Origin of the sequence: Leptospira tipperaryensis, assembly GCF_001729245.1 — a bacterium.
GTDB classification, from domain to species: Bacteria; Spirochaetota; Leptospiria; order Leptospirales; family Leptospiraceae; genus Leptospira; species Leptospira tipperaryensis.
Window position 1 is genome coordinate 37,758 of the sequence record NZ_CP015218.1, and the last position, 20,299, is coordinate 58,056.

Sequence of the window (20,299 nt, forward strand, 5' to 3'; positions counted from 1 at the left end):
ATGATTTGATTGACTTTCCTATATACGACTCCCTTCGGAAATCAACCGGGACCGCCGCCCGGGTTCTTGTCGAGAGGACTCATTCCGGCAGCACGAAAGCGCGTAACGAGGGAATTCGCTTGAAGCAGATCCTACGTTCTCCGATTCTTACATTATGGAAAAAGATCTCCTCTCTGGAGAAGACGTCGAGTTTGCCAGAATCACTCTGGACACTCTAAAGAAAGAATTAAGTAAAGAAATTACCGGACAAGACGAGGTCATCCGAAACGTTCTCGTTTGTCTGGTCTGTCAAGGGCACGTCCTCTTGGAAGGGATGCCCGGTCTTGCGAAAACTTTACTTGCGAGATCTCTTGCCTCCGCGTTGGATTTGGATTTTAAAAGAATCCAATTTACTCCGGATCTCTTGCCGGCCGATCTTGTAGGAACCGTAGTTTTTAATCCGAAGACTACCGAGTTCGAAACCAGAAAGGGTCCCGTTTTTACGGGAGTTTTACTCGCGGACGAAATCAACCGCGCGCCGGCAAAGGTGCAGTCTGCTCTTCTCGAAAGTATGGAAGAGAAGACGATCACCATCGGAGACAAAACGTATAAACTCGATCGTCCCTTTCTCGTAATCGCGACTCAGAATCCGATCGATCAGGACGGAACCTATCCTCTTCCCGAAGCGCAGATGGATCGATTTTTTATGAAGGTCAATGTCGGTTATCCTGCTCTCGAAGAAGAGATCGCGATCCTCGATCAACACGGACGTCTGAATACTGAGAATGGGAAAATCAAAAAAGTAGTAACTTCGAAAGACATTCTAAAGTTGTCTTCGCTTTTGGATAACGTCTTTATCGAAGAGAAGATCAAGTCGTATATCGTTCGTCTTGTGCGAAATACAAGACCCGAGGAAAGAACGATTCCGGAACTCATTCCTTATATCCGTCACGGCGCGTCTCCAAGAGCGTCTTTGAGTATATTAAAAAGTTCTAAAGCAAATGCGCTTCTCAACGGAAGGACATACGTGATCCCGGAAGACGTCAAAGTTTCTCTCGTGGAAATACTAAGACACAGAATTCTTCTTACCTTTGAAGCGATCTCGGAAGAATTGGACGTGGAGTCCTTGATTCGAACCGTAGTTGAGGCCACTCCGGTTCCTTAAATACTTTATGATTCGTAAAGAATTCTTATCCATTCTTTCGAGCCTCGAGTTGGGTCGCAGAACGCGATCCTTTCGGGAAAAAGCGGGAAGCGCGGAAAGTTCAAAACGAGGAAGGGGTCTTGACTTCAAGGACGTTCGTCTCTATAGTTTTGGCGACGACACTCGTCTGATCGACTGGAACGTAACTTCCCGTTTCGGAGAACTCTATGTCCGGGAATTCTACGAAGAAAAAGAAAGACAGGCGATCCTTTTCTACGACGTTTCCAGTTCTATGGAATTCGGTTCCGGAGAATTTTCGCGATCCGAAAACGCCTTTCAGGTTTTGGCGCTCCTCTCCTTGCTCTATGTTCAAAAAGGAAATCGAGTCAAGATCATTCTCTTTAGCGACAAGGTAGAATGGGAAACCGACTTTCTTCGTTCCCGAGACGAACTTCTTCCCACGCTTCAAAAAATATCCAAGAAAGAATTGGTCGAAAGAACCTCCGATCCTCTTCTCCCGTTTCGATATCTAAAAAACCGGGTTCACAGACACGCGGAAGTATATTTGTTAAGCGACTTCATCGGGATCGGAACTCTCAAAAAATATTCCAGTCTGAAAAAACTCTATTCTTTGCACGCGATTCGTTTCCGCGATCCGATCGAGATGGAACCTCCTAAATCCATACTTTCCTTTTTTTATACGAGAGATCCCGAACAAAAAAGCGGAGGGCTTTTTGGAAGAACGCTTGCTCCGGAATATGAAACAAAAACTTTGAATTCTTTTTTTCAGGGTTCTCTACTGGATCTGACAAAATCCGAATTGGATTCGAAAAACATCATACGGTATTTTTCCAAATGAAAAGACGAATTCAAATATTTGTATATTCTTGGATTCTAATTTTTGCATCCTCACTTTTGGGCGAAACCGCGGAGACACTTTCTCCGGAAACGGTTTTGATCGCACAAAAGGTTCGTTACGAACTCAAGTGGTCTCCCGGAGAAATCAAAGAAATCATCGCTCCTCAAGTGGGAATTCACTTTGCGGAAGGAGTTTCCGATCTTCCCTGGTTCGAAGTTCTTCTTTCCGAAAAAAAGGACACGAAAATCGCACTCGAGATTTCTTTTTATGCGACTGGAGAATTTCCGATCCCCGTTTCCTGGACTCTCTCCAACGGAAAACAAGAATCTTCACAAAAGAAAGTTCTCGTACAATCCGCGCTCGCGGAATCCGACACGGGGCCTTCCGATATCATTCCTCCTTTGAGTTTTTCCGGATCGTATCTGGGAAGGTTGCTCGTGTTTCTAACTCTTTTTGGAATTCTCCTCGCGTTTGGAATTTATGCGTATCGATTGTATGCGAGACAGTCTTCGTTTCCGATGGACGCGATCATACAGGTTACACCTCAACTCGAAAGAATGGAAGTTTATGAAATTCGTCTGAGAGAACTTATTAAAAAAGATCCGATCTCCGCTCGAGAATTTGCAAGGCTCTTATCGGGATATATTCGGGAAAAGGCGGCCAACCTTTCCGGAAGAAAAACCTCCGCGTTTACCGAAGCCGAACTCTTTCAGTTTTTATACGATCAATTTCCTTTCGAAGAAAGAGAACTTCAGTCTTGGAGAAAATTCTTAACCGAAAAAAAATTCAAACCCGGAGAAGCCTTTCTCACAAAAGAGGACGCCGAAGAAAAATTCTCCCACTGGAAAGAGACCTGGGATAAATCATGAATTTTGAATATCCTTACGCTCTTTTATTCCTCGCTCCGATTTGGATCTGGGCATTCATATATTATCAAAGAAGAATGTATCTTCAGAGGATGGAAGTCCGTCTTCCGGGAAGAAGACAAGGTTCTTTTTCAAAGTTGGAAAGACTCGGAGTTCTTCTTCCCTTGCTCCGTCCCGTCGCTCTGACCTTTCTCGTCGTCGCTCTCGCGGGTCCCGGAAAAAAAGTGACCTTTCTTCCGGATGAAAAAGAAGGCGTGGATATCATGATCGCACTCGACGTTTCCGGATCGATGTCCAGAAGCCGGGACTTTCTTCCCGAAACGAGGTTGGGAGTTTCTAAAAAGCTCCTTCGTCGTTTTATTGAAAAACGACAGAACGATCGCCTTGGTCTTGTCGTCTTTGCGGGAGCGGCCTATTTGCAGGCGCCTCTTACGGGAGACCGCGAGTCCTTAAACGAGATCCTGGGGACGATCGAGGAAGAAACCGTAGCGGAGCAGGGAACTGCGATCGGAGACGCCATCATTCTCTCTACGTATCGCCTACGAGCCTCTCAGGCCCGCTCCAAAGTTATCGTTCTTATCACGGACGGGGTTTCCAATACGGGCAAGATCGATCCGGTTACCGCGACCGATCTCGCGGAACATATCGGAGCCAAAATTTATTCGATAGGAATCGGAAAAGAAGACAGTTCGTACGAGATCAACTTTGAAATCTTACAGGAACTTTCCGCAAATACGGGAGGCCAGTTCTTTCGCGCGGAAGACCCCGAGGAGATGAAAGAGGTTCTTGCTTCCATCGATTCTCTGGAAAAGGATCCGCTCGCCGCTCCTCCGAAGGAAGTAAGAGAAACCGAATACGAACTCTGGCTCTATCGCGCTCTCTCCGTATTGCTCTTGGATCTGATTTTTCGATCGTTTGTCTTTAGGTATTACGTATGAGTCACGAGTTTTCGTCGTATCTAAAGAATATTTTTTATGCGGTCCTGGCGCTCTGGTCCATATATTCCAGTATTAGAATATATTTAATTTATAAAGTTTCCAATTGGAGAATCCAGTATCCCGGTTTGGAGAGGACTTCTTCTTTTCCCAGAGCGGCTTTTGTTTCCGCGAGAATTTTTCTTTTGTTTATCACTTTGATTTGTATCTTTTTTGCCGGATGGAAAACGGATTATAAGGACGAGAAAAAAGAAGAATCCTTTCGAGGAGTCGATATTCTCTTTCTCGTGGACGTCAGTCTTTCCATGCAGGCGATCGACAACGCCCCGACCAGGCTTGCCAAGTTTAAGGAAATCCTTTTGCGGATGTTGCCGTCGCTTGGGGGAAATCGTTTTGGAATGATCGTCTTTGCCGCGAGTCCGTTTTTATACTGTCCTATGACTTCGGACGTGGCGGCTTTTTCCGATTATGTCCGAGGATTGGACGTGGATATGGTGGGAGATCGAGGAACGGATCTAAAGAAGGCCTTTCAAAAAGCGGAAGATCTGTTAAACTCGGAGAAAGTGTTTCGCAATCGAATTCTTATTTTGGTGACGGACGGTGAGGATCAAAACGATCCGGAGGCTGTTTCCTTTCCCGCAAACTTTCAGATCTGGGCCACGGGGACGCCGGAGGGAGGACCGATTGCGTACAGCGATGAAGAGTCGGGACTGAGCGGCTACCTTTTGAAGGACGGAACCTTGAGTCCGAACGCGAACGTTCCCGGAGTCATTCAGTCGAAGATGAATCCTTCTTTTTTACGAGAACTCGCGAGAAAGAACAACGGAGAATTGTATTCTTTGGAAACAAATCCGCCCTCGCTGGAGTCTTTTCAAAAGGAGGTCCGTGCCTTGGAGGAAAATCTCTATTCCAGAAAGAAGGATCTCAAACGGGCGGAAGGCTCGGGTAAATTTTTGTTCGCGGCCATTCTTTGTATGCTCTTGGATTGGGTTTTTGTGGAAGCGTTCTTATTCTCCAAAAGAAAAAAGGAGGTCGCTGCGTGAGAAGGATTCGTATATTAGAATATTCTATATTTCTGATTCTCTTTGTTTTTTCGGTTCCTTTGACGGCGGTCGAACTCGATCCGGGCGGAAATCGGATCAGCGAAGGCCTGGACCACTACAATCAGGGAGAATACGTGGATTCCTTGAGGAAATATCAGGAAGCCGAAAGTTATTTTCCTGAGGATCCCCGACTTGAATTCAATCGGGGATCGGTCGAGTTCAAGTCCGGAAATCTGGACAAGGCGATCCGTCATTTTGAAAAGTCCGCAAATTCACCCACGCCCGAATTGCAGTGGAGATCCCGTTTTAATTTAGGAAACAGTTATATGCGCGCCGGCGATCGAAAGAAAGCCGCGGAAGAATACATCAAGGCACTCAAGCTCAATCCGGACTTAAAAGAAGCCAGAAAAAATTTGGAATATCTGAGACAAAATCCTCCTCCACAAAATTCTCCGAACACGTCTCCGAATTCTTCCAATCCCAATCAAAAGAATTCTCCTTCACAAAAAGGAAATCAGCCTCAGAATCGGAACGATCCTTCTTCCAACGGAGACGTCATCGGAGAATCTCCCCGGGATAAAAAAGGAAAGTTAACCGAAGAGGAAGCAAAAAGGATTTTAGATTCTTTAGATCTCAATCAGATCCGAAGAAAGAGCAGAAAGAGCCGGGACAGAGAGGTCTTCTGGTGAAACGAATTCTTTTCGTCCTATTTTTTTTCTTAACGTTTGCGCTCGGCGCGGAAGAAATCAAATTCTACGTTACGCGAAACATGTTTCCAATCGGAGAAGAATCCTATGCGGTCTTCGAGATGGATCTCAATTCCAAATACACAATCCCTCAAAACTCTTTTTCCAACGGAGACCTGACCGTCTTTTACGCGGGCGTCGAAGAGAATACAACGATCATCAATTTTCAAGTCTTTCGAAAAAGACTTTTGAAGTTTAGAATCAAACCTTCCAAACAAGGAACGTTCGTTCTTCCTCCGCTCAGCATCGAAGTCAACGGTAAAACGTTCACACCGAGTTCCGTCCAAGTGCAGGTCCTCGCGAGAACACAAACCGCGAAGAGTAGAGGCGGATCTTTTTTCGATCGTTTCTTTCAGTTTGAAGGAGAAGACCTTCCGGAAAACGCGGATCTTCGCGTGTTGTTTCAGACGAGTAAAAAACAAGCCTGGGTCGGAGAACCGATTATCGGGTATTTTACGCTTTATTATCGCGACGTCCGTAAACCTTACTTCGATCGTAATCCCGCGGACTCGATTCAGTTTCCTTATTTTAGAAGCGAAGTCCTTTCGGGAGTCGCCGTAAAAATTCCCGAACAAATTTTATACGAAGGAAACGTCTATGACGTCGCCGTTTACAATAAGGAAATCTATTCTCTCATTCCCCTTCGTCCCGGAGATTTTTATCTCGGAAAGACCACGTTCTCCTTGGAAGGACAACTACAATCCTACTTTAACGTAAAGACGGTTTCTACGATTCCGAATCAGATCGCGGTTCGTCCTCTTCCGAAATACGAAGGAAATTTTAGCGGAGGAGTGGGGAAGTTTAAGACTCAGGTGAGAATCAAAAACGATCCCTACGGAATCGCCGTCGGAGATACTCTCTATCTCACTGTAACCGTCGAAGGAGAAGGGAATCTTTCCTCGATCACCGATCCTTTTTCTTCCACATGTAACTCCGGAAAAAATTGTTTTCCCCGCGCAACGTTGTATGACACACATAGGTCTTGGAAATTTACGGAATTGGAAAACTCGGGTTACGGATTTTATTCCACGGCCCGATTTGAATACGGAATTCCGATGACTCAAAAAGGGATTTGGAAAGAAGAATCCAAAGTTTTTGTCTATTTCGATCCGGATTCCGGAAGTTATAAAACCGCAAATTTAGAATTCCCGTCCGTGGAAGTGTTGAGCGAATCCAAAAAGAAAAAGATTCCGATCGACGAAAAGAGGGAAGAAGAATTCTCATCTCATTCTTCGAAGCGGTTTTTATTTGTATCATTGGGTCTTTTGTTTTTTCTCGCGATTTCTTTTTCGATCTGGATCCGTTGGAAAAAACCGGAGACGACTTACGGCTTTTTGGAATGGATCCCGGGAATCTTTTTACTCACGGGTGTCCCGATCTTAAAAGAGCTTGACTTACTGGTAGGAATCAAAAGAGGCTTGGTATTAAAGCAATCTCTGCTGTCAAAGGGGATCTCTGAACCGGACGCTTCCTTTCTGGCAAACATTTCCCGGACGGAATCCAACTTTGTCGAAATCTCCCATCGATTAAACTCCGATGGAAAAAAGAATTTGCTTCGAATCGCAAAGACGATCGTTAAAAAATTAAAGGAGGAAACTTAAATGAGCGAAGAAATCAAAGGAAGAATTTCCGTAGAAACGGAGAACATATTTCCAATCATCAAGAAATGGTTGTATTCCGAAAAAGACATATTCATTAGAGAACTCGTGTCCAACGCAAGCGACGCGATTACTAAGTTAAGAAAAATTTCACTTTCCGAGGAATTCGAGGGCGGCACCGATTATAGAATCGATCTCGATTTTGATCAGGAAAAAAGAACTCTTACGATCGAAGACAACGGAATCGGAATGAGTTCCGAAGAGGTTCAGAAATACATCAATCAAATCGCATTCTCCAGCGCCGAAGAATTTGTCAAAAAATTTCAAGGTGAAGGTGGCAAACCCGAGATCATCGGTCACTTCGGTTTGGGATTTTATTCTTGTTTTATGGTTTCTTCGAAGGTGATTATCGAAACCAAGTCCTACAAAAACGGATCGACGGGAGTCGTTTGGGAAAGCGAATCGGGAACCGACTTTTCTCTTCGCGCTTCCGATAAGGCGACTCGTGGGACCAAGATTACGCTTCATCTCGACGGAGATTCCGGAGAATATCTGGATCAGTGGAAGTTAAAGGAACTGATTCGTAAATATTGCGATTTTCTTCCCGTTTCCATCTATGTAAAAACCGAACAAGCAAATAAACAAACTCCCCTCTGGTCGGAGACTCCGGCTTCCGTAACAAAAGAAAAATACGAAGAGTTTTACAACTACCTCTTTCCGTTTTCGGGAGAACCTCTCTTCCACGTACATCTCAACGTGGACTATCCGTTTCGTTTACAGGGAATATTATATTTTCCTAAACTAAAACACGAGCTCGACGTAAATCAATCCGGGATTAAACTCTATTGTAATCACGTTTTTGTAAGCGACGACGCGAACGAATTGGTGCCTAAGTTTTTAACGGTTCTCAAAGGAACGATCGATATCCCCGATCTTCCCCTCAACGTTTCGAGATCTTATCTTCAGAGCGATCCTCTTGTAAAAAAAATATCGGCGCATATCGTAAAAAAAATCGCGGATCGCCTTCAAGAGGAATTCAAAAAGAACGAAGAAGGATTCAAAAAGAATTGGGAAGAGATTTCAATTTTTGTAAAATACGGAATGCTTACGGACGACAAATTCTACGAAGCCGCAAAGGATCTTGTATTCTTTAAAACTTCGAACGGAGACGTGGTTCGTCTCGAAGACTATTGGTTGAAGAATAAAGAAAAGAACGGAGGAAAGGTGTTCTACGCAAACGAAGCCGAAACTTCTTCCGTTTATATGGATCTTCTCAAGTCTCAGGGTCTGGAAGCGATTCTCGTAGATTCCAGGATCGATTCTCACTTTGTCCAATTTATCGAATCGAAAAATTCCGAGATGAAGTTTCAAAGAGTGGATTCCGAACTCGCTGACGGAGTCGTGGACAAGGAAAGCGCTTCCACTTTAGTCGATTCCGAAAACAAAACCGAAGCGGATCGTGTGAAAGAATGTTTTGAACAGACCCTCAAACGCGACGGATTGGAAATCAAGGCAGAACCTCTCAAGGCGGAGGGAGTTCCTGCGGTTGTTCTTCTTCCAGAACACCTGCGACGTCTGAGCGAGATGAATCTGATGGGCGGTCAAAAGCCGATGGATCTTCTAAAAAATCATACGCTTGTTCTCAACACACGTTCGGCTTTGGTGAAAAACATTCTCGCGCTTTCGAAAGGACCTAACCCCGAAAAGGCGGCAAAACTGACTCGTACCGTTTACGATATGGCCCTTCTTTCTTCGAAAATTTTCGGAGAAGCGGAGTTTGCAGAGTATCTCAAAAGGACGACGGAAACCTTAGAGGAGCTTAGCGCCTCTTAAAAATCAGGAAAAAAAGCTTGGAATTCCGAAGTCGGTCCGATACATATAATGTGCGTTTTATGGACCGATTTCGGGTACAACTTCTCTTCACCTTTTTGATTCTTTCGGGAATCGTTTATGCTGAGGAACCTTCCGCTCCCATATCGGCTCCGATTTCAAAGGCCCCGGAAGAAAGCGGGGACTCCCACAAAAACGCGGCTTCCCTCGACAAGGAATACTACGAATACTATTTCCGAACGATCCCGGACGTCGACGCGTTAGAAAAAGCAAAATTAGAATACAATCTTATCCGTTCTTTCAAGCTGGAACTCAGAAGAAGAGAGCCGGAAACCCCCCGCGAATATCTAAAACAGATCAATGCATCGAGCATTCGTTACGAACGCGCCCAACCGGATTCTATCTGGATGCGCGGAATCAAAAATCAGATGCAGCATATCAAGTTTAAAGAATATATGTATATCGTAATATATGATAAATACTTTTGTTATATTTCCTACGATATGAATCCGGCTCGTTACGTAATGGAGCCGTATCAGGTTCAGCTGATTTTTAAGAAAGAAAATCCGTTCTTTATCAAGCTGCCCGACCCTTAAAAATTCGATAATAGATTCCTGTCAAAATCAGGATTCCCGAAAAGCAAAGCCCGGTCAGTGCGAAGATTTCCAAAAAGTCGAAGTCGTTTATAAAAAGAGAATTCTTTTTGATTCTTGCTAAAACTCGGATCTTACCGAAGGTCTCGAAAGTTTTTCTGCGTATTTCGATACTATCTCCAACCCTAAGTCTTTGGTAGAGATTTTCATCCACTTGCTCGGTGATCTCGTGGAGTTTTCCGGATTCGTCCGGAACTCGATAAGAAACGAGATAAGCCCGTTTGCCTGATTTTTCCACTCGAACGGATTCCGTTAACGTTCCGAATACGGTCGCGCCCGGTTCTCTCAGGCTCTGATAGACTTGATCTAGATGTTTATTTTCTCCTGAGACAACGAGATAAAAAGGAAGAAAGAACAGGATCGAACCCAATCCGAGTACGAAAAGAATTTTATAAAACGGAGTTGAATAGGAAGATGAATTCATGAAAGGAAAAGAATCAAGTTCTGTCAGATAGTTTCCAATTCCTTCCGATTATTACAACCAGATAAAATAGGAACTGATCGAGAAATTCAGGATGGCGATCGTTGTAGTTTCTGAAAACTTAGACGTATGACACTGACTCGATCCCAGTTTTTAGAATACTTAGGGAAGGGAATCGGAGCGCTCGCTCTTGCAAAGTCCGGCAGCCTTTTTGGTTCCGGCAAACGCACTCATAACAAACCTTCCATTCCATCGGTCAAAAATTCTTTTCCTAAGTTTAAACCGATCTCCGCGAGCGACCAAGATTCTTTGATCCTTCCCGAAGGATATAGATACAGTACGATCGCGCTCTTCGGAGACCGTATCAATCCGCAAGGAGATACTTTCGGTTTTAATTCGGACTTCAATTGTTATCTTCCGTTTAACGGAAAGAAGAACAGCGGACTTCTCTGGAACAATCACGAAACCCTCGGAGTTTTAGAATACTACGTAAACGGTTATGATAGTCAGAAACAAGGACCGAATCTAAGAACTGACAAACAGATCGAACAGTATTTGTATGCGTTAGGCGGTTCCGTTTTGAGAGTCTCCAAAGAGAACGGAGAATGGAAGATGTCTCCGGATTCAAAATACGGAAGAAGAATCAACGGCCTCACCGAGTTTCGTCTGACGGGGCCCGGGGCGGGAAGTCCCGCGCTTGGAAATACCAATCGTGCCTTCGGAACCTTTGCCAACTGCGCGGGAGGAACGACATTCTGGAACACGATTCTTTCTTGCGAAGAAAACGTGGAGTGGGTGATCGAACCTTGTAAACTTCCGAATGAAACCCACTACGGATGGGTGATCGAAGTCGATCCGTTTGATCCAAAGTCCACTCCCGTAAAACACACCGCGCTCGGAAGATTCTCGCATGAAAACGCGGCCTTGGTTCTTTCGCCGGAAGGGAAACTCGTCGTCTATATGGGCGACGACGCGAGGGATCAATTTGTCTATAAATATATATCAAAGAATTCTTATGATCCATCTTTGGGAGCCGGGAACTCGAGCCTTTTGGAAGAAGGGATTCTCTACGCGGCCAATTTTGAAAAAGGCATTTGGATTTCTCTGGATCTGGAAACTAATGAAGTATTAAGAAATTCTAAATTAGAAAACGGTAAGGCACGATTTACGTCCCAGGCTGACGTTCTTGTCTATTGCAGGGACGCGGCAAAAATTTGCGGAGCGACTCCGATGGATCGGCCGGAAGACATCGAGATTCATCCGATCGACGGAACCGTTTTTATCGCAATGACGAACAACGATTCTCACGGAAATCTTTTCGGACAAATCGTACGAATCCAGGAAAAATCGGGGAATCACGCCGGATTAGAATTTGATTTTGAGGTTTTTGCCGCAGGTGGACGCGGATCCGGATTTGCTGCTCCCGACAATCTCGCGTTTGACAAACAGGGAAATCTTTGGATGGTTACCGACGTTTCTCAGAAGAATCTAAATCGTTCCGTATATAAGAAATTTGGCAATAACGGAATGTTTGTAATTCCGACCACGGGACCGGAATCGGGGAAGGCCTTTCAATTTGCTTCGGCCCCGATCGGAGCCGAACTCACAGGGCTCTGGTTTACCCCCGATGAAAAGGAATTATTTGTTTCGGTGCAACATCCCGGAGAAACTACAAAGGACTATCAAAATCCCACGAGTCACTGGCCTCACGGTGGGAATTCGATACCGAAGTCCGGGGTAATTGCAATTTATCTAAAGTAGATCGGATTTATTTTTTGGCGACTTCAATCGCTTCCGCTTCGGATTCCAGATGTGTGAAAGGTTTCCATAAACCCAGAAGGTTGAAGATCTGAATGACCTTATCGGAAGCCTCGGTCAGAAGCAGTTTTTTACTTTCGTTTGAAAGTTTGTTTCTGAGTTCGAAGATGGCTCGGATTCCGGAGCTGGAAATATATTTTAATTCGGCGAGGTTGAGAATCACGACGTCCGGATGCGGAGGATCGATGATTTCATTTTTAAAATCTGAAAAGCTGCTTTCGTCCAGTCTCCCATCGAGTGAATAAACGTAAATTCCCGCAGATGTCTCTTTTGTTTTGATGTTCAATTGACTCATAATTTACGAACCACTACATGTAATTTTTTTTCAGAGAGTTTAAAATCAGCTTTTGCGCCGGGGGGAAAATCGTAAATCGTTTCCGCAAGTGAATCGATCGAAATTCCGCCCTTCATTTCGGAAATTAAACTAAAACTATCCGTGACCGTAAAATGGTCCAGAGTATAGCGGGTGTGTTCCTTTTTCCGAAGCTCTCTACAATAGACTTTAAAAACGGGAGATTGTTTGTCAAAACTTGTATCCTTGTTTTCACAGGACATAACCCAACCCGTGGAACCCGCGCCCGTATAGACAAGTAACCCGGAACATTTCTGTTCTTCCATCTCTTTCCCGTGGCAAATAAAAAATCGGCTCGTAAGATCGGGGCTGTTGTTTCGGATCGAAATCTCGCTGATTCCCTGTAGAGTGCTGACCTTTCTTCCGTCCGGATAATGGATCTTAACTTCGATTAAGGGCCATTCTTCAATCCTTGCGTTTTTCCAACCGGTTTTCAGGGCGTCCTGGATGTCTTCGACGTGAAAAGAAAGGAGGGCGCCCACGGACGTAGGAGGGTCGGAATTACATCCTAGGACGAGAGTATCGACTGCGTGATGCGCCACATAGGTAAAATGATTGTCGCCTCCGAGAGCGATTACGAGGTCGTAAGAGGAAGGCGGAAATTCTTCCATAGATTCACGAAAGATAAAGGTGCTTTCGGGAAAGAGTTGTATGAGAGTTTCTCGATTGGAGACCTGTCTGAGATGGGATTCGTGAATTTTGGAAAAAGAATCGTTCTGGAGTTTATAGATTTTTTCAAGAATTTCGTGAGAACCCCATTCTTCCAAATCCAATTCGAACTTGGTTCGTTTTCCTAAAATGAGGACTCGTTTGACAGACTGTAATCTCTCCAAAGCCATTGAATGATCCAAATACAAGATCCGTTTGAAAACAGAAACCCATTTTTCGGACCTTTCGATCTTTTGTTCTCGTTGGAAAAGACGCGGCTTTCCGCGAGAAACTTCTTTGGGAAAGAAGAATTTTTTACAGGGCGTTCCCCGAGGATCCGAGGACGTTTTGTATTCGAGACGTTTTTTGTTTTAGAGGTCGTTCGATTCTTTCCAAAAAACGGATCGGGAAGAATCGAACGTAGGAGTCCGTGTTAAACCAAGATCGTTTCCGAAGAAATATCCTGATCGTAGTCTTCGTCTCTTGCTTCTTTTTCCGCGACGAGGGCCTTTAAGTTTGTCATGATAAACCGAAACTTGGAACGATTCCCGACGAGTCTGTAGAGTTCCACGAGATGTTTTAGATTGCGGATATTTTCCGGTTCGCGGGAACGAAGTCTTTCGGAGAATTCGATCGCTTTCGAATATTCTTTGATCTTCCGCAACGTAAAAGAAGTGTAATATAAGAATTCGTTATCGAACGGGAATTTAGTCACGTAACTTTCGGAATAACCCGCCGCCGCGGAAAAATCCTTTTGGTTGATACAAATTCTCGCGAGTTGTTTGAAAAGTCCCGGATCCGCGTCGCTGATCGCAAGCGCCTTTTCAAAAAGTTCTCGGGTGACCGTCAGATTCTTTTTTCGAATTTCCTGAATTCCTTCCTTTACAAGGCGATTGTATTCGTCTCCTGCGGAAGGAATTTTTTGAAGTGGAAGTTCGGCTTCGGTTTTATATGCAATTTTCATAATGGAAAGATCGTCTGTGATTTCTCCCGCGTGATGGAGGAGCTTTTCCAGATCTCCGAGATCCCCGTTTGCAAGTTCGACCAATCTTAAGAATAGGGTTTCGTCCTCGTTCATAAACGTTTCTTCCGATCCGGGTCTTTTTAAAAGGAGATCGTCTCTTCCGTCCGAACCGATAAAAACGAAATCGTTCGGTTCGAGTTTAAAAACTCGGATGATCGGCTCCGGAGCGTTTTCGGTAAAACCGATCTTGCGGAGGAGAAGTTCGTGATCGAGAAAATTCGCCTTTCCGTCTCTGTAGAGAACCATCCAAGGATGTTCCGCGTTGATCGAATACAAGGCTCCCGTTTCCTGATCGAATAACGCGATGACCGCGGAAACGAGCATACTTCCGTCGAACGTGACAAAGACGTTCTGGAGTTCCGTATAACAGTCCTTTAACCATTTCTCAGGAGTTTTTTTCTGATTGGAACGAGAGAGTTGGGTTCTTGTGATGATGGCCTTAAACACGGTTCCCATCACCAACGCTCCGCCGGCGCCTTGGATCGATTTTCCCATCGCGTCCGCGTTGAGAATCACGAGATAATCCTTTCCCATCAGAGTGATTTCTTGGATGGAACAGAGATCTCCTCCGATCTCCGAATTCTTCGTACGAAACTGGAATTCTTTTTTTTGCTTGAGAATGGATTCTATCTTTGTGTTTTCATCGGAATAACGAAGAGCCGTCAGAGGTTGAATGAGAAGCGACGTGAGATAATAATCTCCGTCCTGTTTTTCTTTTAAGGCTTGGACTTCGCTCAGAGTGTCCTGAAGCTCCTGGGTTTTTTCTTCAACCTTTCTTTCCAGAGAAAGCTGGTGATCCAGGAGTTCTTTTTTCATGTGAACAAAAACCTCTCCCATCTGACCGAGTTCGTCCGTACGATCTAAGTCGATGATCGTCGTTTCGTCTTCGGAAGGATTTTTCATCGCAAAGTTCAACGCTTTTACGGCGTTGATGATATCTCTCGAAAAAAGATACGATACGAGAAGAATTCCTATAAAGATCGAAAGGGCCAAAAGACCGCAATAGATCCAGAGATTTTGAGTCGTTGTATGAAGTTCCGTTTCGTCGATCATAAGAACGAATTCAAGTGCAAGATTGGTAAGGCCTTTGTTCTCGTATGGAATTCTCGTGAGGTAGTAATACTTTCCGTCAAAGGCGAAACGGGAACCGTTTTTGAGAACGGTGAGCGGATGATTTTTTAGATAATTTTGGATTTGATCGCCGGAGACGGAGATCTGTTTGTCCTTTTCATAGATCGCCATGTGGACGTCCGTAGACCCGGTGATATTCTCCGTGAACTTTTGATCCACGACTTGTCCCACTAACACCAAGGAACCGTTTCGCAGAGGCGACGTTACACGAAGTCCGAGGCCGCTGTGACCGAGTTCGAGAGTGGATGCGATCTTACCGTTAAGCGCTTCTTGCACGATCTTCTGTTTGGACTTATCGTCTCCGAAATCCGCGGGTCTGTGAAAACGATAGACTACCTTTCCGGAAGAAGAGATCACTTCAAAGATCGAGAGGTCGTATTGTTTCATAATCCCGAGAAAGTATTCTCTTTGAGAATCCAAGAGAGCGCGGTTGTTGGAACCGGATTCTAAGATCGAAAGTGTTTTCGAATTTCGTTCTAGTTCCTTCAGCATAAAACGAATCGTTTCTTCCTTATGCCTGAGTTCTTTTTGAAAGTCTACGGATTTGTCGAAGGCACGTTTGTCCTGAGGTTCGTTCTTGACTCGGTCGATCATCTGGATGAAAGTAAACGCGAGAATGAGAACAAGGAACAACTGACTTGCGCTGAGGATTAAAAATATTTTTTGTCGGAAACTCATAAAAGACTCGCTCGGGTTCGAGATGGAACTCAACTCATTCGATTTAAAATGTTGAGAACTTTTTCAATGGGATCGAGCCTGTTCGAAAAAAAACTCTAAAGGTGTAAACGGGCTCAATTTGTTTTTTCAGCATAGAAAGTGAATTATCACTTGAACCCATAGCAGTGGAAGGTAGTTTAGAAATCCCCCGGTTTTCAGATCGGGAATGTGAAAATCTCGTTACAGAAATAAAGAGCTTTATGTCCCCAGAAGAGAAACGAATTCAAGAATTAGAAGATGAAAACAAAAAACTCAAACGGCAAATCGAAAACACGGCTCAGTCCCCTTATTTAAAAAAGGGAATGGCCAGCGTAAGATATTACGCGAGAATTTTTCGAGAAGAAATCGTCGAGAACGAGATCCGAGGAAGGATCGACGAAAGTTTGGGAACCCTATACGAGATTAAAAATTTCGTGCACCGTTATTCGTCGTTAGCCGGATTGGATCCGGATACGATCCGGATCATCGCAACCGAGGCCACGCAAAATATCGTGGAACACGGACAGGGAAAATACGCCGAAATCGAATTAGAATTACATAATGAAGTAGTAAATCCGTTTTTTAAGATGTCTTTCAAACACGAGATGAAACCCGGGATGAAATACACTCTTTCTCAGATCAACGAGAACGTAAAAAAAGGGGATTTTTCCTCCGAACTCTTTGATATAGAAAGTTCTCGGGGTAGGGGAGAGTTTTTGATGAAAGAACTCGCGGACGAAAGAAGGGTCTTGAACGGCGTAGAAATCACTCCGGAAGGTAATAAGGTCCATTATTTCAAAAGGGTTTTGATCAATTATAGAGATCCAAAGGGGCCGAGAGACGTAACGAGCTTCGACGAGATCAAAGAAGAAATCGATCGTCTGGATCCGGAAGAAGCCCTTTGTTATTTTCATATCGATCACAGAAAGAGCAAGTTGTCTTCGGTGACGATCGTAGTCACCGCTTCCAGAGAAACCAAACTCAGAACCATAATGGAAGAAGCCGGATTCTATCTCGTGCATAAGGATAAGTATTACAGAGCCGTGTTTTGTTCTTTTGAGCCGACCCGTGAATTTACACCCGGAGAATTGGAGAACTTGTTTGAAAAGGTCCGCAAACAAGTGGAGATCGAAAAGGAATGAGTTCCGATCCTTCTTCGGGAGCTGGTTTTCCGTTTCATCCTTTCCAGGATTTTCTACTCGGAGAAGTCATTTTTAAAACATTAAAAGAATTGAATGTTTCCCCGGACCTCGCGGAAGAAGCGGTGCGTTCCCATCTTCCGCCGGATCAAAAGGATTTTGTATTCACCCCCAACGCCAAAAAACAAACTCTGATGAATCTTTATCCGGAAAAGATTCGCGGTTTTTTAAAAGCCGGAAAGACGGAGGAAATCAAAAAGGAATTTAGGATGATGATCGCTTCCGAAGGAAAGTTGGATCTGGCTCTGGAACTTTTAGAATGGCTTTTTACCGGTTTTGAAGAAAAGAAATTGTTAAACGAATTGTTTTCCCTCGTCTTAAACGATAAGATCTCTCTCCCCGAAAACTTTCTCGAAGTCCTCAAAAAAAATTACGAAGAAGAAGTTCTAAAAGATCTGGAGAATTTGGAATAGGATCTTTTTGAAAGACCATTTTGAAAGTGTGAGTTCCTACTTTTGGTCTTCGTGCAAAGGCGAAGTTTTTCCCTAGTTTTATGTCAGACCGACTTGAAGTCCGTTTACAAGTAGTTTTTTTCGGTGAATTCGTTTGTCGGAAGAATCGATCGGTGCATTGACACCAAGAAAGATGTTTCGATCCCCAGATTTGATTTAAGATCTTACCCTAAAAGTCTTCAGGGTGTGGGAACTCCAATAAGAATTTAACAAAAGAAGTCTGTTAAAACGTTCATTATGCTATACCATGTATTTGTAGGAACTCCAGCGTTTTCTATTACGAACCACTGCGAGTTGTAAAAGCGGCTTCTTGTTTCGGAACAAGTTCTAAATAAGAAAGTGGGTTATAAAATGAAAAGCCCGCCGAAGGCGGGCTTGTAATAGGAGCAATTTTTAAGCGGCTACGCTGGGAGACGGATCTACGATCACATCGGATCCGCGGAGAATTTTTTTTCCTTTTTCGGTCCAAACCGCTCTTTGGATTTTGATGATTTTCAAAAGATGTAGGACCTTCATTACTTGATAGGTTAGATCCAATTCAAACCAACGAAATGCAAAGTTCGGAGAATTTGGATGCGCGTGATGATTGTTCTGATACAATTCTCCAGCGATCAAAAAATCCACGAAGAGAGTGTTCATCGAATGATCCGGATTTTCTTTATGGTTTCTATAACCATACATATGTCCGCACCAGTTTACGATCGCTCCGTGAATCGGTCCCATCAACCAGTGAATCGGAAGTAAAAGATACCACCCATACTGACCCGCAGGAACAAAGTAAAGATAGAATAACGTATAAAGAGTTCCGCAGATTAAACGAAACGGCCAAGAATCGCTGAGCTTATCGATCGCAGGCCACTGGGGATAATTTCCTCGAAAGTCTTTTTCTACGTTCGCTTTTTCATCCAAGATCGATTCGTAGTTGAGCGCCGTTTTCCACATCATATCCAAAAAACCTTTGGAAGCGATCGGAGAATGCGGATCTTTTGCCGTATCGCTGTAAGCGTGGTGTTGTCTATGCATGATCGCATAGGCGCGAGGATTTAAAAAGGAAGAACCTTGAGCCACACAGGTAAAAATATAAAAGAATTTTTCCCAGAACTTGTTCATCTTAAACATCGCGTGAGCGGCATATCTGTGAAGAAAGAAGGACTGAGCAAACGCTGATAAAAACCAGTGTGCAAAGAAGAATGTAAGAATGATTGCCATTGAAATATTAGCTCCTATTGTAGAAAGTTGGAGCCGGATGATGGGAGCTTGTTGCAGAAAAGTTTTGAAATTTTCCAAAAAAAGAATCTGGAAAGGTTCTAAAAAATCGGTTTTCAGCTAAAAATGAAGAGGTTTTGAAGAAGATGTCGTTTTAGCAGGAAGTAAAAAAGCCGAGAAAAGCCCGGCTTTTTAGAGAAACGATCCCTTTGAAGACGGGTTATTTTCCTTTGTGAATCGTTTTTACAGGAACACGAATCCCATCGACTTTGATTTTATAACCGCCGGAAACGGTAATGATTCCCTTGTAGAGATCGGAAACATCGGTTACTTTCGCGATAAACCACTGGCAAGTGCGCGCTTCTTCTTTACTTTCTACGGCGCGGTAACCGTCTTCTGTTCCAAGATCGGCCATAATTACGATCGCTCCGATTTTGAGATCGTTTTGTTTTGCGATTTCAGTTGAGTAAAAGAACTTCGTCCATACCTTATTCCCGTCGTGAACTTGCAAAAACTCGGCTTCATTTTTAGTCTTAGGAGAAGGTGGCGTTAGTTGTTTGGCGAGATGAACATGAATCCAAGCTTGATTCTTAAATTCTTCTTTGGTGATAAAAAAATCGTCCGGTTGAATGTAGTGCGCGTCTTCTTCTGCGAAGAGAAGAGTAGGGAGGAAACTAAGTGAAAGCGCGAGTACGAGAATCGCGGTTACAGAATGGAACTTTTTTTTCATTTTTGACTCCTTGTCAAAGTTGTATTCTCAATTGAATTCAGAATATTATAGATTAGAATTTGGTTGATCTGCCAATTCCAAGGATCAAGATTCAAACGCCTCCCGTTTTGAGGAAACAAATATTTTCCAAATTTGGAAGTTTCGTTTTTTATAAGAACGGAGTCTTTCTCGGGGCGAGGATCGGATATAAGGGCGTCTAAGTGAGAAGGCTTTTGTAATTTTAGAATCGAACCCGCCGCTCGAAGAGCGGCGGGTAAATCGGTTTATCTTGTTTGTAACCATTCTACAAAAAAATTGATTTTAAAACGGAGACGTTATGAAGGGAAAGAAGATCGGAATTTTAGGATCAGGAATTGTCGGGCAGACTTTAGCCAACGGATTCCTTAAGTATGGAGCGGAAGTAAAAATCGGAACGAGAGATCCCGAAAAACTCAAAGACTGGTTGTCCAAGGCGGACAAGGGAGCTTCGGTCGGTTCCTTTGCGGAAGCCGCGAAGTTCGGTGAAATTCTCGTCCTAGCTTCGAAAGGAAACGCTGCGAAGGAAGTTTTAAAACTTGCAGGAGGTGATTCCTTAGACGGTAAGACGATCCTCGATACTACAAATCCGATCGGAGATCAAGCGCCTGTTAACGGAGTTTTGAATTTTTTTACATCGTATAACGAATCTCTTATGGAGCAAATCCAGAAAGAATATCCGAAGGCGAATTTTGTAAAGTGTTTCAGCTCGGTCGGTAGTTCTTTGATGGTGGATCCTCAACTGAAAGGTGGAAAACCGAGTATGTTTATCTGCGGGAATGAAGAGAACGCAAAAAAACAAACAAAAGAAATCTTGGATACTTTCGGCTGGGAAACGGAAGATATGGGGAAGGTCGAAGCGGCTCGTGCGATCGAACCGCTTTGTATTCTCTGGTGTATCCCCGGATTCTTATCACAGTCTTGGACACACGCGTTTAAACTCTTAAAATAAAC

19 protein-coding genes are annotated in these 20,299 nt (G+C 43.9%); 13 read left to right on the plus strand and 6 right to left on the minus strand.

Going from position 1 to position 20,299, the window contains the following annotated elements; genetic code table 11:
* Positions 1 to 154 precede the first annotated feature (154 nt).
* The 9 genes from A0128_RS19515 to A0128_RS19555 are packed head-to-tail and all read left to right on the plus strand — an operon-like array spanning position 155 to position 9,596.
* Complete coding sequence (locus A0128_RS19515; protein WP_069609450.1) at positions 155 to 1,144, plus strand: AAA family ATPase; 990 nt, start codon at positions 155 to 157, stop codon at positions 1,142 to 1,144.
* Positions 1,145 to 1,151: 7 nt separating this feature from the next.
* Positions 1,152 to 1,982 (plus strand): DUF58 domain-containing protein, encoded by an 831-nt coding sequence (locus tag A0128_RS19520; RefSeq protein WP_069609451.1) that lies wholly within the window; start codon positions 1,152 to 1,154, stop codon positions 1,980 to 1,982.
* Entirely contained in the window at positions 1,979 to 2,851 is an 873-nt protein-coding gene (locus A0128_RS19525) for an LB_053 family protein (protein WP_069609452.1), read from the plus strand. The genes A0128_RS19520 and A0128_RS19525 overlap by 4 nt, the downstream gene beginning before the upstream one ends.
* The gene (gene batA / locus A0128_RS19530; protein ID WP_069609453.1) at positions 2,848 to 3,786 is read left to right on the plus strand and encodes a VWA domain-containing protein BatA; all 939 of its coding nucleotides are present in this window, start codon (positions 2,848 to 2,850) and stop codon (positions 3,784 to 3,786) included. The genes A0128_RS19525 and batA overlap by 4 nt, the downstream gene beginning before the upstream one ends.
* Positions 3,783 to 4,826: a VWA domain-containing protein BatB gene (gene batB / locus A0128_RS19535; protein ID WP_069609454.1), complete on the plus strand. Its 1,044-nt coding sequence runs from the start codon at positions 3,783 to 3,785 to the stop codon at positions 4,824 to 4,826. The genes batA and batB overlap by 4 nt, the downstream gene beginning before the upstream one ends.
* Positions 4,823 to 5,515, plus strand: coding sequence for a TPR repeat-containing protein BatC (batC, locus tag A0128_RS19540; protein ID WP_069609455.1), 693 nt, complete (start codon positions 4,823 to 4,825; stop codon positions 5,513 to 5,515). The genes batB and batC overlap by 4 nt, the downstream gene beginning before the upstream one ends.
* Positions 5,512 to 7,173 (plus strand): BatD family protein, encoded by a 1,662-nt coding sequence (locus A0128_RS19545; protein WP_245667267.1) that lies wholly within the window; start codon positions 5,512 to 5,514, stop codon positions 7,171 to 7,173. Before batC ends, A0128_RS19545 begins: the two co-directional genes overlap by 4 nt.
* Positions 7,174 to 9,003, plus strand: a complete 1,830-nt coding sequence (htpG, locus tag A0128_RS19550) for a molecular chaperone HtpG (protein WP_069609457.1) — start codon at positions 7,174 to 7,176, stop codon at positions 9,001 to 9,003. It begins immediately after the preceding gene.
* A 17-nt stretch (positions 9,004 to 9,020) separates the two neighbouring features.
* Complete coding sequence (locus A0128_RS19555) at positions 9,021 to 9,596, plus strand: hypothetical protein (RefSeq protein WP_069609458.1); 576 nt, start codon at positions 9,021 to 9,023, stop codon at positions 9,594 to 9,596.
* Here the strand turns inward: A0128_RS19555 and A0128_RS19560 are convergent.
* On the minus strand, positions 9,577 to 10,077 hold the full coding sequence (locus A0128_RS19560; protein WP_069609459.1) for a hypothetical protein: 501 nt from the start codon (positions 10,075 to 10,077) through the stop codon (positions 9,577 to 9,579). The two genes, A0128_RS19555 and A0128_RS19560, sit on opposite strands and share 20 nt — an antisense overlap.
* Before the next feature lie 126 nt (positions 10,078 to 10,203).
* Between A0128_RS19560 and A0128_RS19565 the strand changes: the two genes are divergently transcribed.
* A complete protein-coding gene (locus A0128_RS19565) occupies positions 10,204 to 11,835 on the plus strand; it encodes a PhoX family protein (RefSeq protein WP_069609460.1) in 1,632 nt (543 codons plus the stop codon).
* Between the two features lie 7 nt (positions 11,836 to 11,842).
* On the opposite strand, the gene A0128_RS19570 is transcribed toward A0128_RS19565, so the two are convergent.
* The 3 genes from A0128_RS19570 to A0128_RS19585 form a co-directional block, all read right to left on the minus strand.
* Complete coding sequence (locus tag A0128_RS19570) at positions 11,843 to 12,187, minus strand: STAS domain-containing protein (protein ID WP_069609461.1); 345 nt, start codon at positions 12,185 to 12,187, stop codon at positions 11,843 to 11,845.
* A complete protein-coding gene (locus tag A0128_RS19575) occupies positions 12,184 to 13,083 on the minus strand; it encodes an NAD(+)/NADH kinase (RefSeq protein WP_069609838.1) in 900 nt (299 codons plus the stop codon). The genes A0128_RS19570 and A0128_RS19575 overlap by 4 nt, the downstream gene beginning before the upstream one ends.
* Before the next feature lie 242 nt (positions 13,084 to 13,325).
* Positions 13,326 to 15,725, minus strand: a complete 2,400-nt coding sequence (locus A0128_RS19585; protein ID WP_069609839.1) for a SpoIIE family protein phosphatase — start codon at positions 15,723 to 15,725, stop codon at positions 13,326 to 13,328.
* A gap of 239 nt (positions 15,726 to 15,964) precedes the next feature.
* Between A0128_RS19585 and A0128_RS19590 the strand changes: the two genes are divergently transcribed.
* Both A0128_RS19590 and A0128_RS19595 read left to right on the plus strand, forming a co-directional pair.
* Entirely contained in the window at positions 15,965 to 16,885 is a 921-nt protein-coding gene (locus A0128_RS19590; protein WP_069609463.1) for an ATP-binding protein, read from the plus strand.
* Positions 16,882 to 17,355 (plus strand): hypothetical protein, encoded by a 474-nt coding sequence (locus tag A0128_RS19595; protein WP_069609464.1) that lies wholly within the window; start codon positions 16,882 to 16,884, stop codon positions 17,353 to 17,355. The genes A0128_RS19590 and A0128_RS19595 overlap by 4 nt, the downstream gene beginning before the upstream one ends.
* 432 nt (positions 17,356 to 17,787) lie before the next feature.
* Here A0128_RS19595 and A0128_RS19600 read toward each other — a convergent pair whose 3' ends face one another.
* A complete protein-coding gene (locus tag A0128_RS19600; protein ID WP_069609465.1) occupies positions 17,788 to 18,603 on the minus strand; it encodes an acyl-CoA desaturase in 816 nt (271 codons plus the stop codon).
* A gap of 217 nt (positions 18,604 to 18,820) precedes the next feature.
* Positions 18,821 to 19,330 (minus strand): hypothetical protein, encoded by a 510-nt coding sequence (locus A0128_RS19605; protein ID WP_069609466.1) that lies wholly within the window; start codon positions 19,328 to 19,330, stop codon positions 18,821 to 18,823.
* Between the two features lie 316 nt (positions 19,331 to 19,646).
* Here A0128_RS19605 and A0128_RS19610 point away from each other — a divergent pair, with 316 nt between their 5' ends.
* Positions 19,647 to 20,297, plus strand: a complete 651-nt coding sequence (locus tag A0128_RS19610; protein WP_069609467.1) for an NADPH-dependent F420 reductase — start codon at positions 19,647 to 19,649, stop codon at positions 20,295 to 20,297.
* Positions 20,298 to 20,299 lie beyond the last annotated feature (2 nt).

Excerpts from the sequence above, each read along its gene's own strand:
- batB (WP_069609454.1), top strand. The coding sequence starts at position 3,783 with ATGAGTCACGAGTTTTCGTCGTATCTAAAGAATATTTTTTATGCGGTC.
- A0128_RS19605 (WP_069609466.1), bottom strand. The coding sequence starts at position 19,330 with ATGAAAAAAAAGTTCCATTCTGTAACCGCGATTCTCGTACTCGCGCTT.
- A0128_RS19590 (WP_069609463.1), top strand. The coding sequence starts at position 15,965 with ATGTCCCCAGAAGAGAAACGAATTCAAGAATTAGAAGATGAAAACAAA.
- A0128_RS19520 (WP_069609451.1), top strand. The coding sequence starts at position 1,152 with ATGATTCGTAAAGAATTCTTATCCATTCTTTCGAGCCTCGAGTTGGGT.
- A0128_RS19595 (WP_069609464.1), top strand. The coding sequence starts at position 16,882 with ATGAGTTCCGATCCTTCTTCGGGAGCTGGTTTTCCGTTTCATCCTTTC.
- A0128_RS19575 (WP_069609838.1), bottom strand. The coding sequence starts at position 13,083 with ATGGCTTTGGAGAGATTACAGTCTGTCAAACGAGTCCTCATTTTAGGA.
- A0128_RS19565 (WP_069609460.1), top strand. The coding sequence starts at position 10,204 with ATGACACTGACTCGATCCCAGTTTTTAGAATACTTAGGGAAGGGAATC.
- htpG (WP_069609457.1), top strand. The coding sequence starts at position 7,174 with ATGAGCGAAGAAATCAAAGGAAGAATTTCCGTAGAAACGGAGAACATA.
- A0128_RS19515 (WP_069609450.1), top strand. The coding sequence starts at position 155 with ATGGAAAAAGATCTCCTCTCTGGAGAAGACGTCGAGTTTGCCAGAATC.
- A0128_RS19600 (WP_069609465.1), bottom strand. The coding sequence starts at position 18,603 with ATGGCAATCATTCTTACATTCTTCTTTGCACACTGGTTTTTATCAGCG.
- A0128_RS19585 (WP_069609839.1), bottom strand. The coding sequence starts at position 15,725 with ATGAGTTTCCGACAAAAAATATTTTTAATCCTCAGCGCAAGTCAGTTG.
- A0128_RS19525 (WP_069609452.1), top strand. The coding sequence starts at position 1,979 with ATGAAAAGACGAATTCAAATATTTGTATATTCTTGGATTCTAATTTTT.
- batA (WP_069609453.1), top strand. The coding sequence starts at position 2,848 with ATGAATTTTGAATATCCTTACGCTCTTTTATTCCTCGCTCCGATTTGG.
- A0128_RS19570 (WP_069609461.1), bottom strand. The coding sequence starts at position 12,187 with ATGAGTCAATTGAACATCAAAACAAAAGAGACATCTGCGGGAATTTAC.
- A0128_RS19610 (WP_069609467.1), top strand. The coding sequence starts at position 19,647 with ATGAAGGGAAAGAAGATCGGAATTTTAGGATCAGGAATTGTCGGGCAG.
- A0128_RS19560 (WP_069609459.1), bottom strand. The coding sequence starts at position 10,077 with ATGAATTCATCTTCCTATTCAACTCCGTTTTATAAAATTCTTTTCGTA.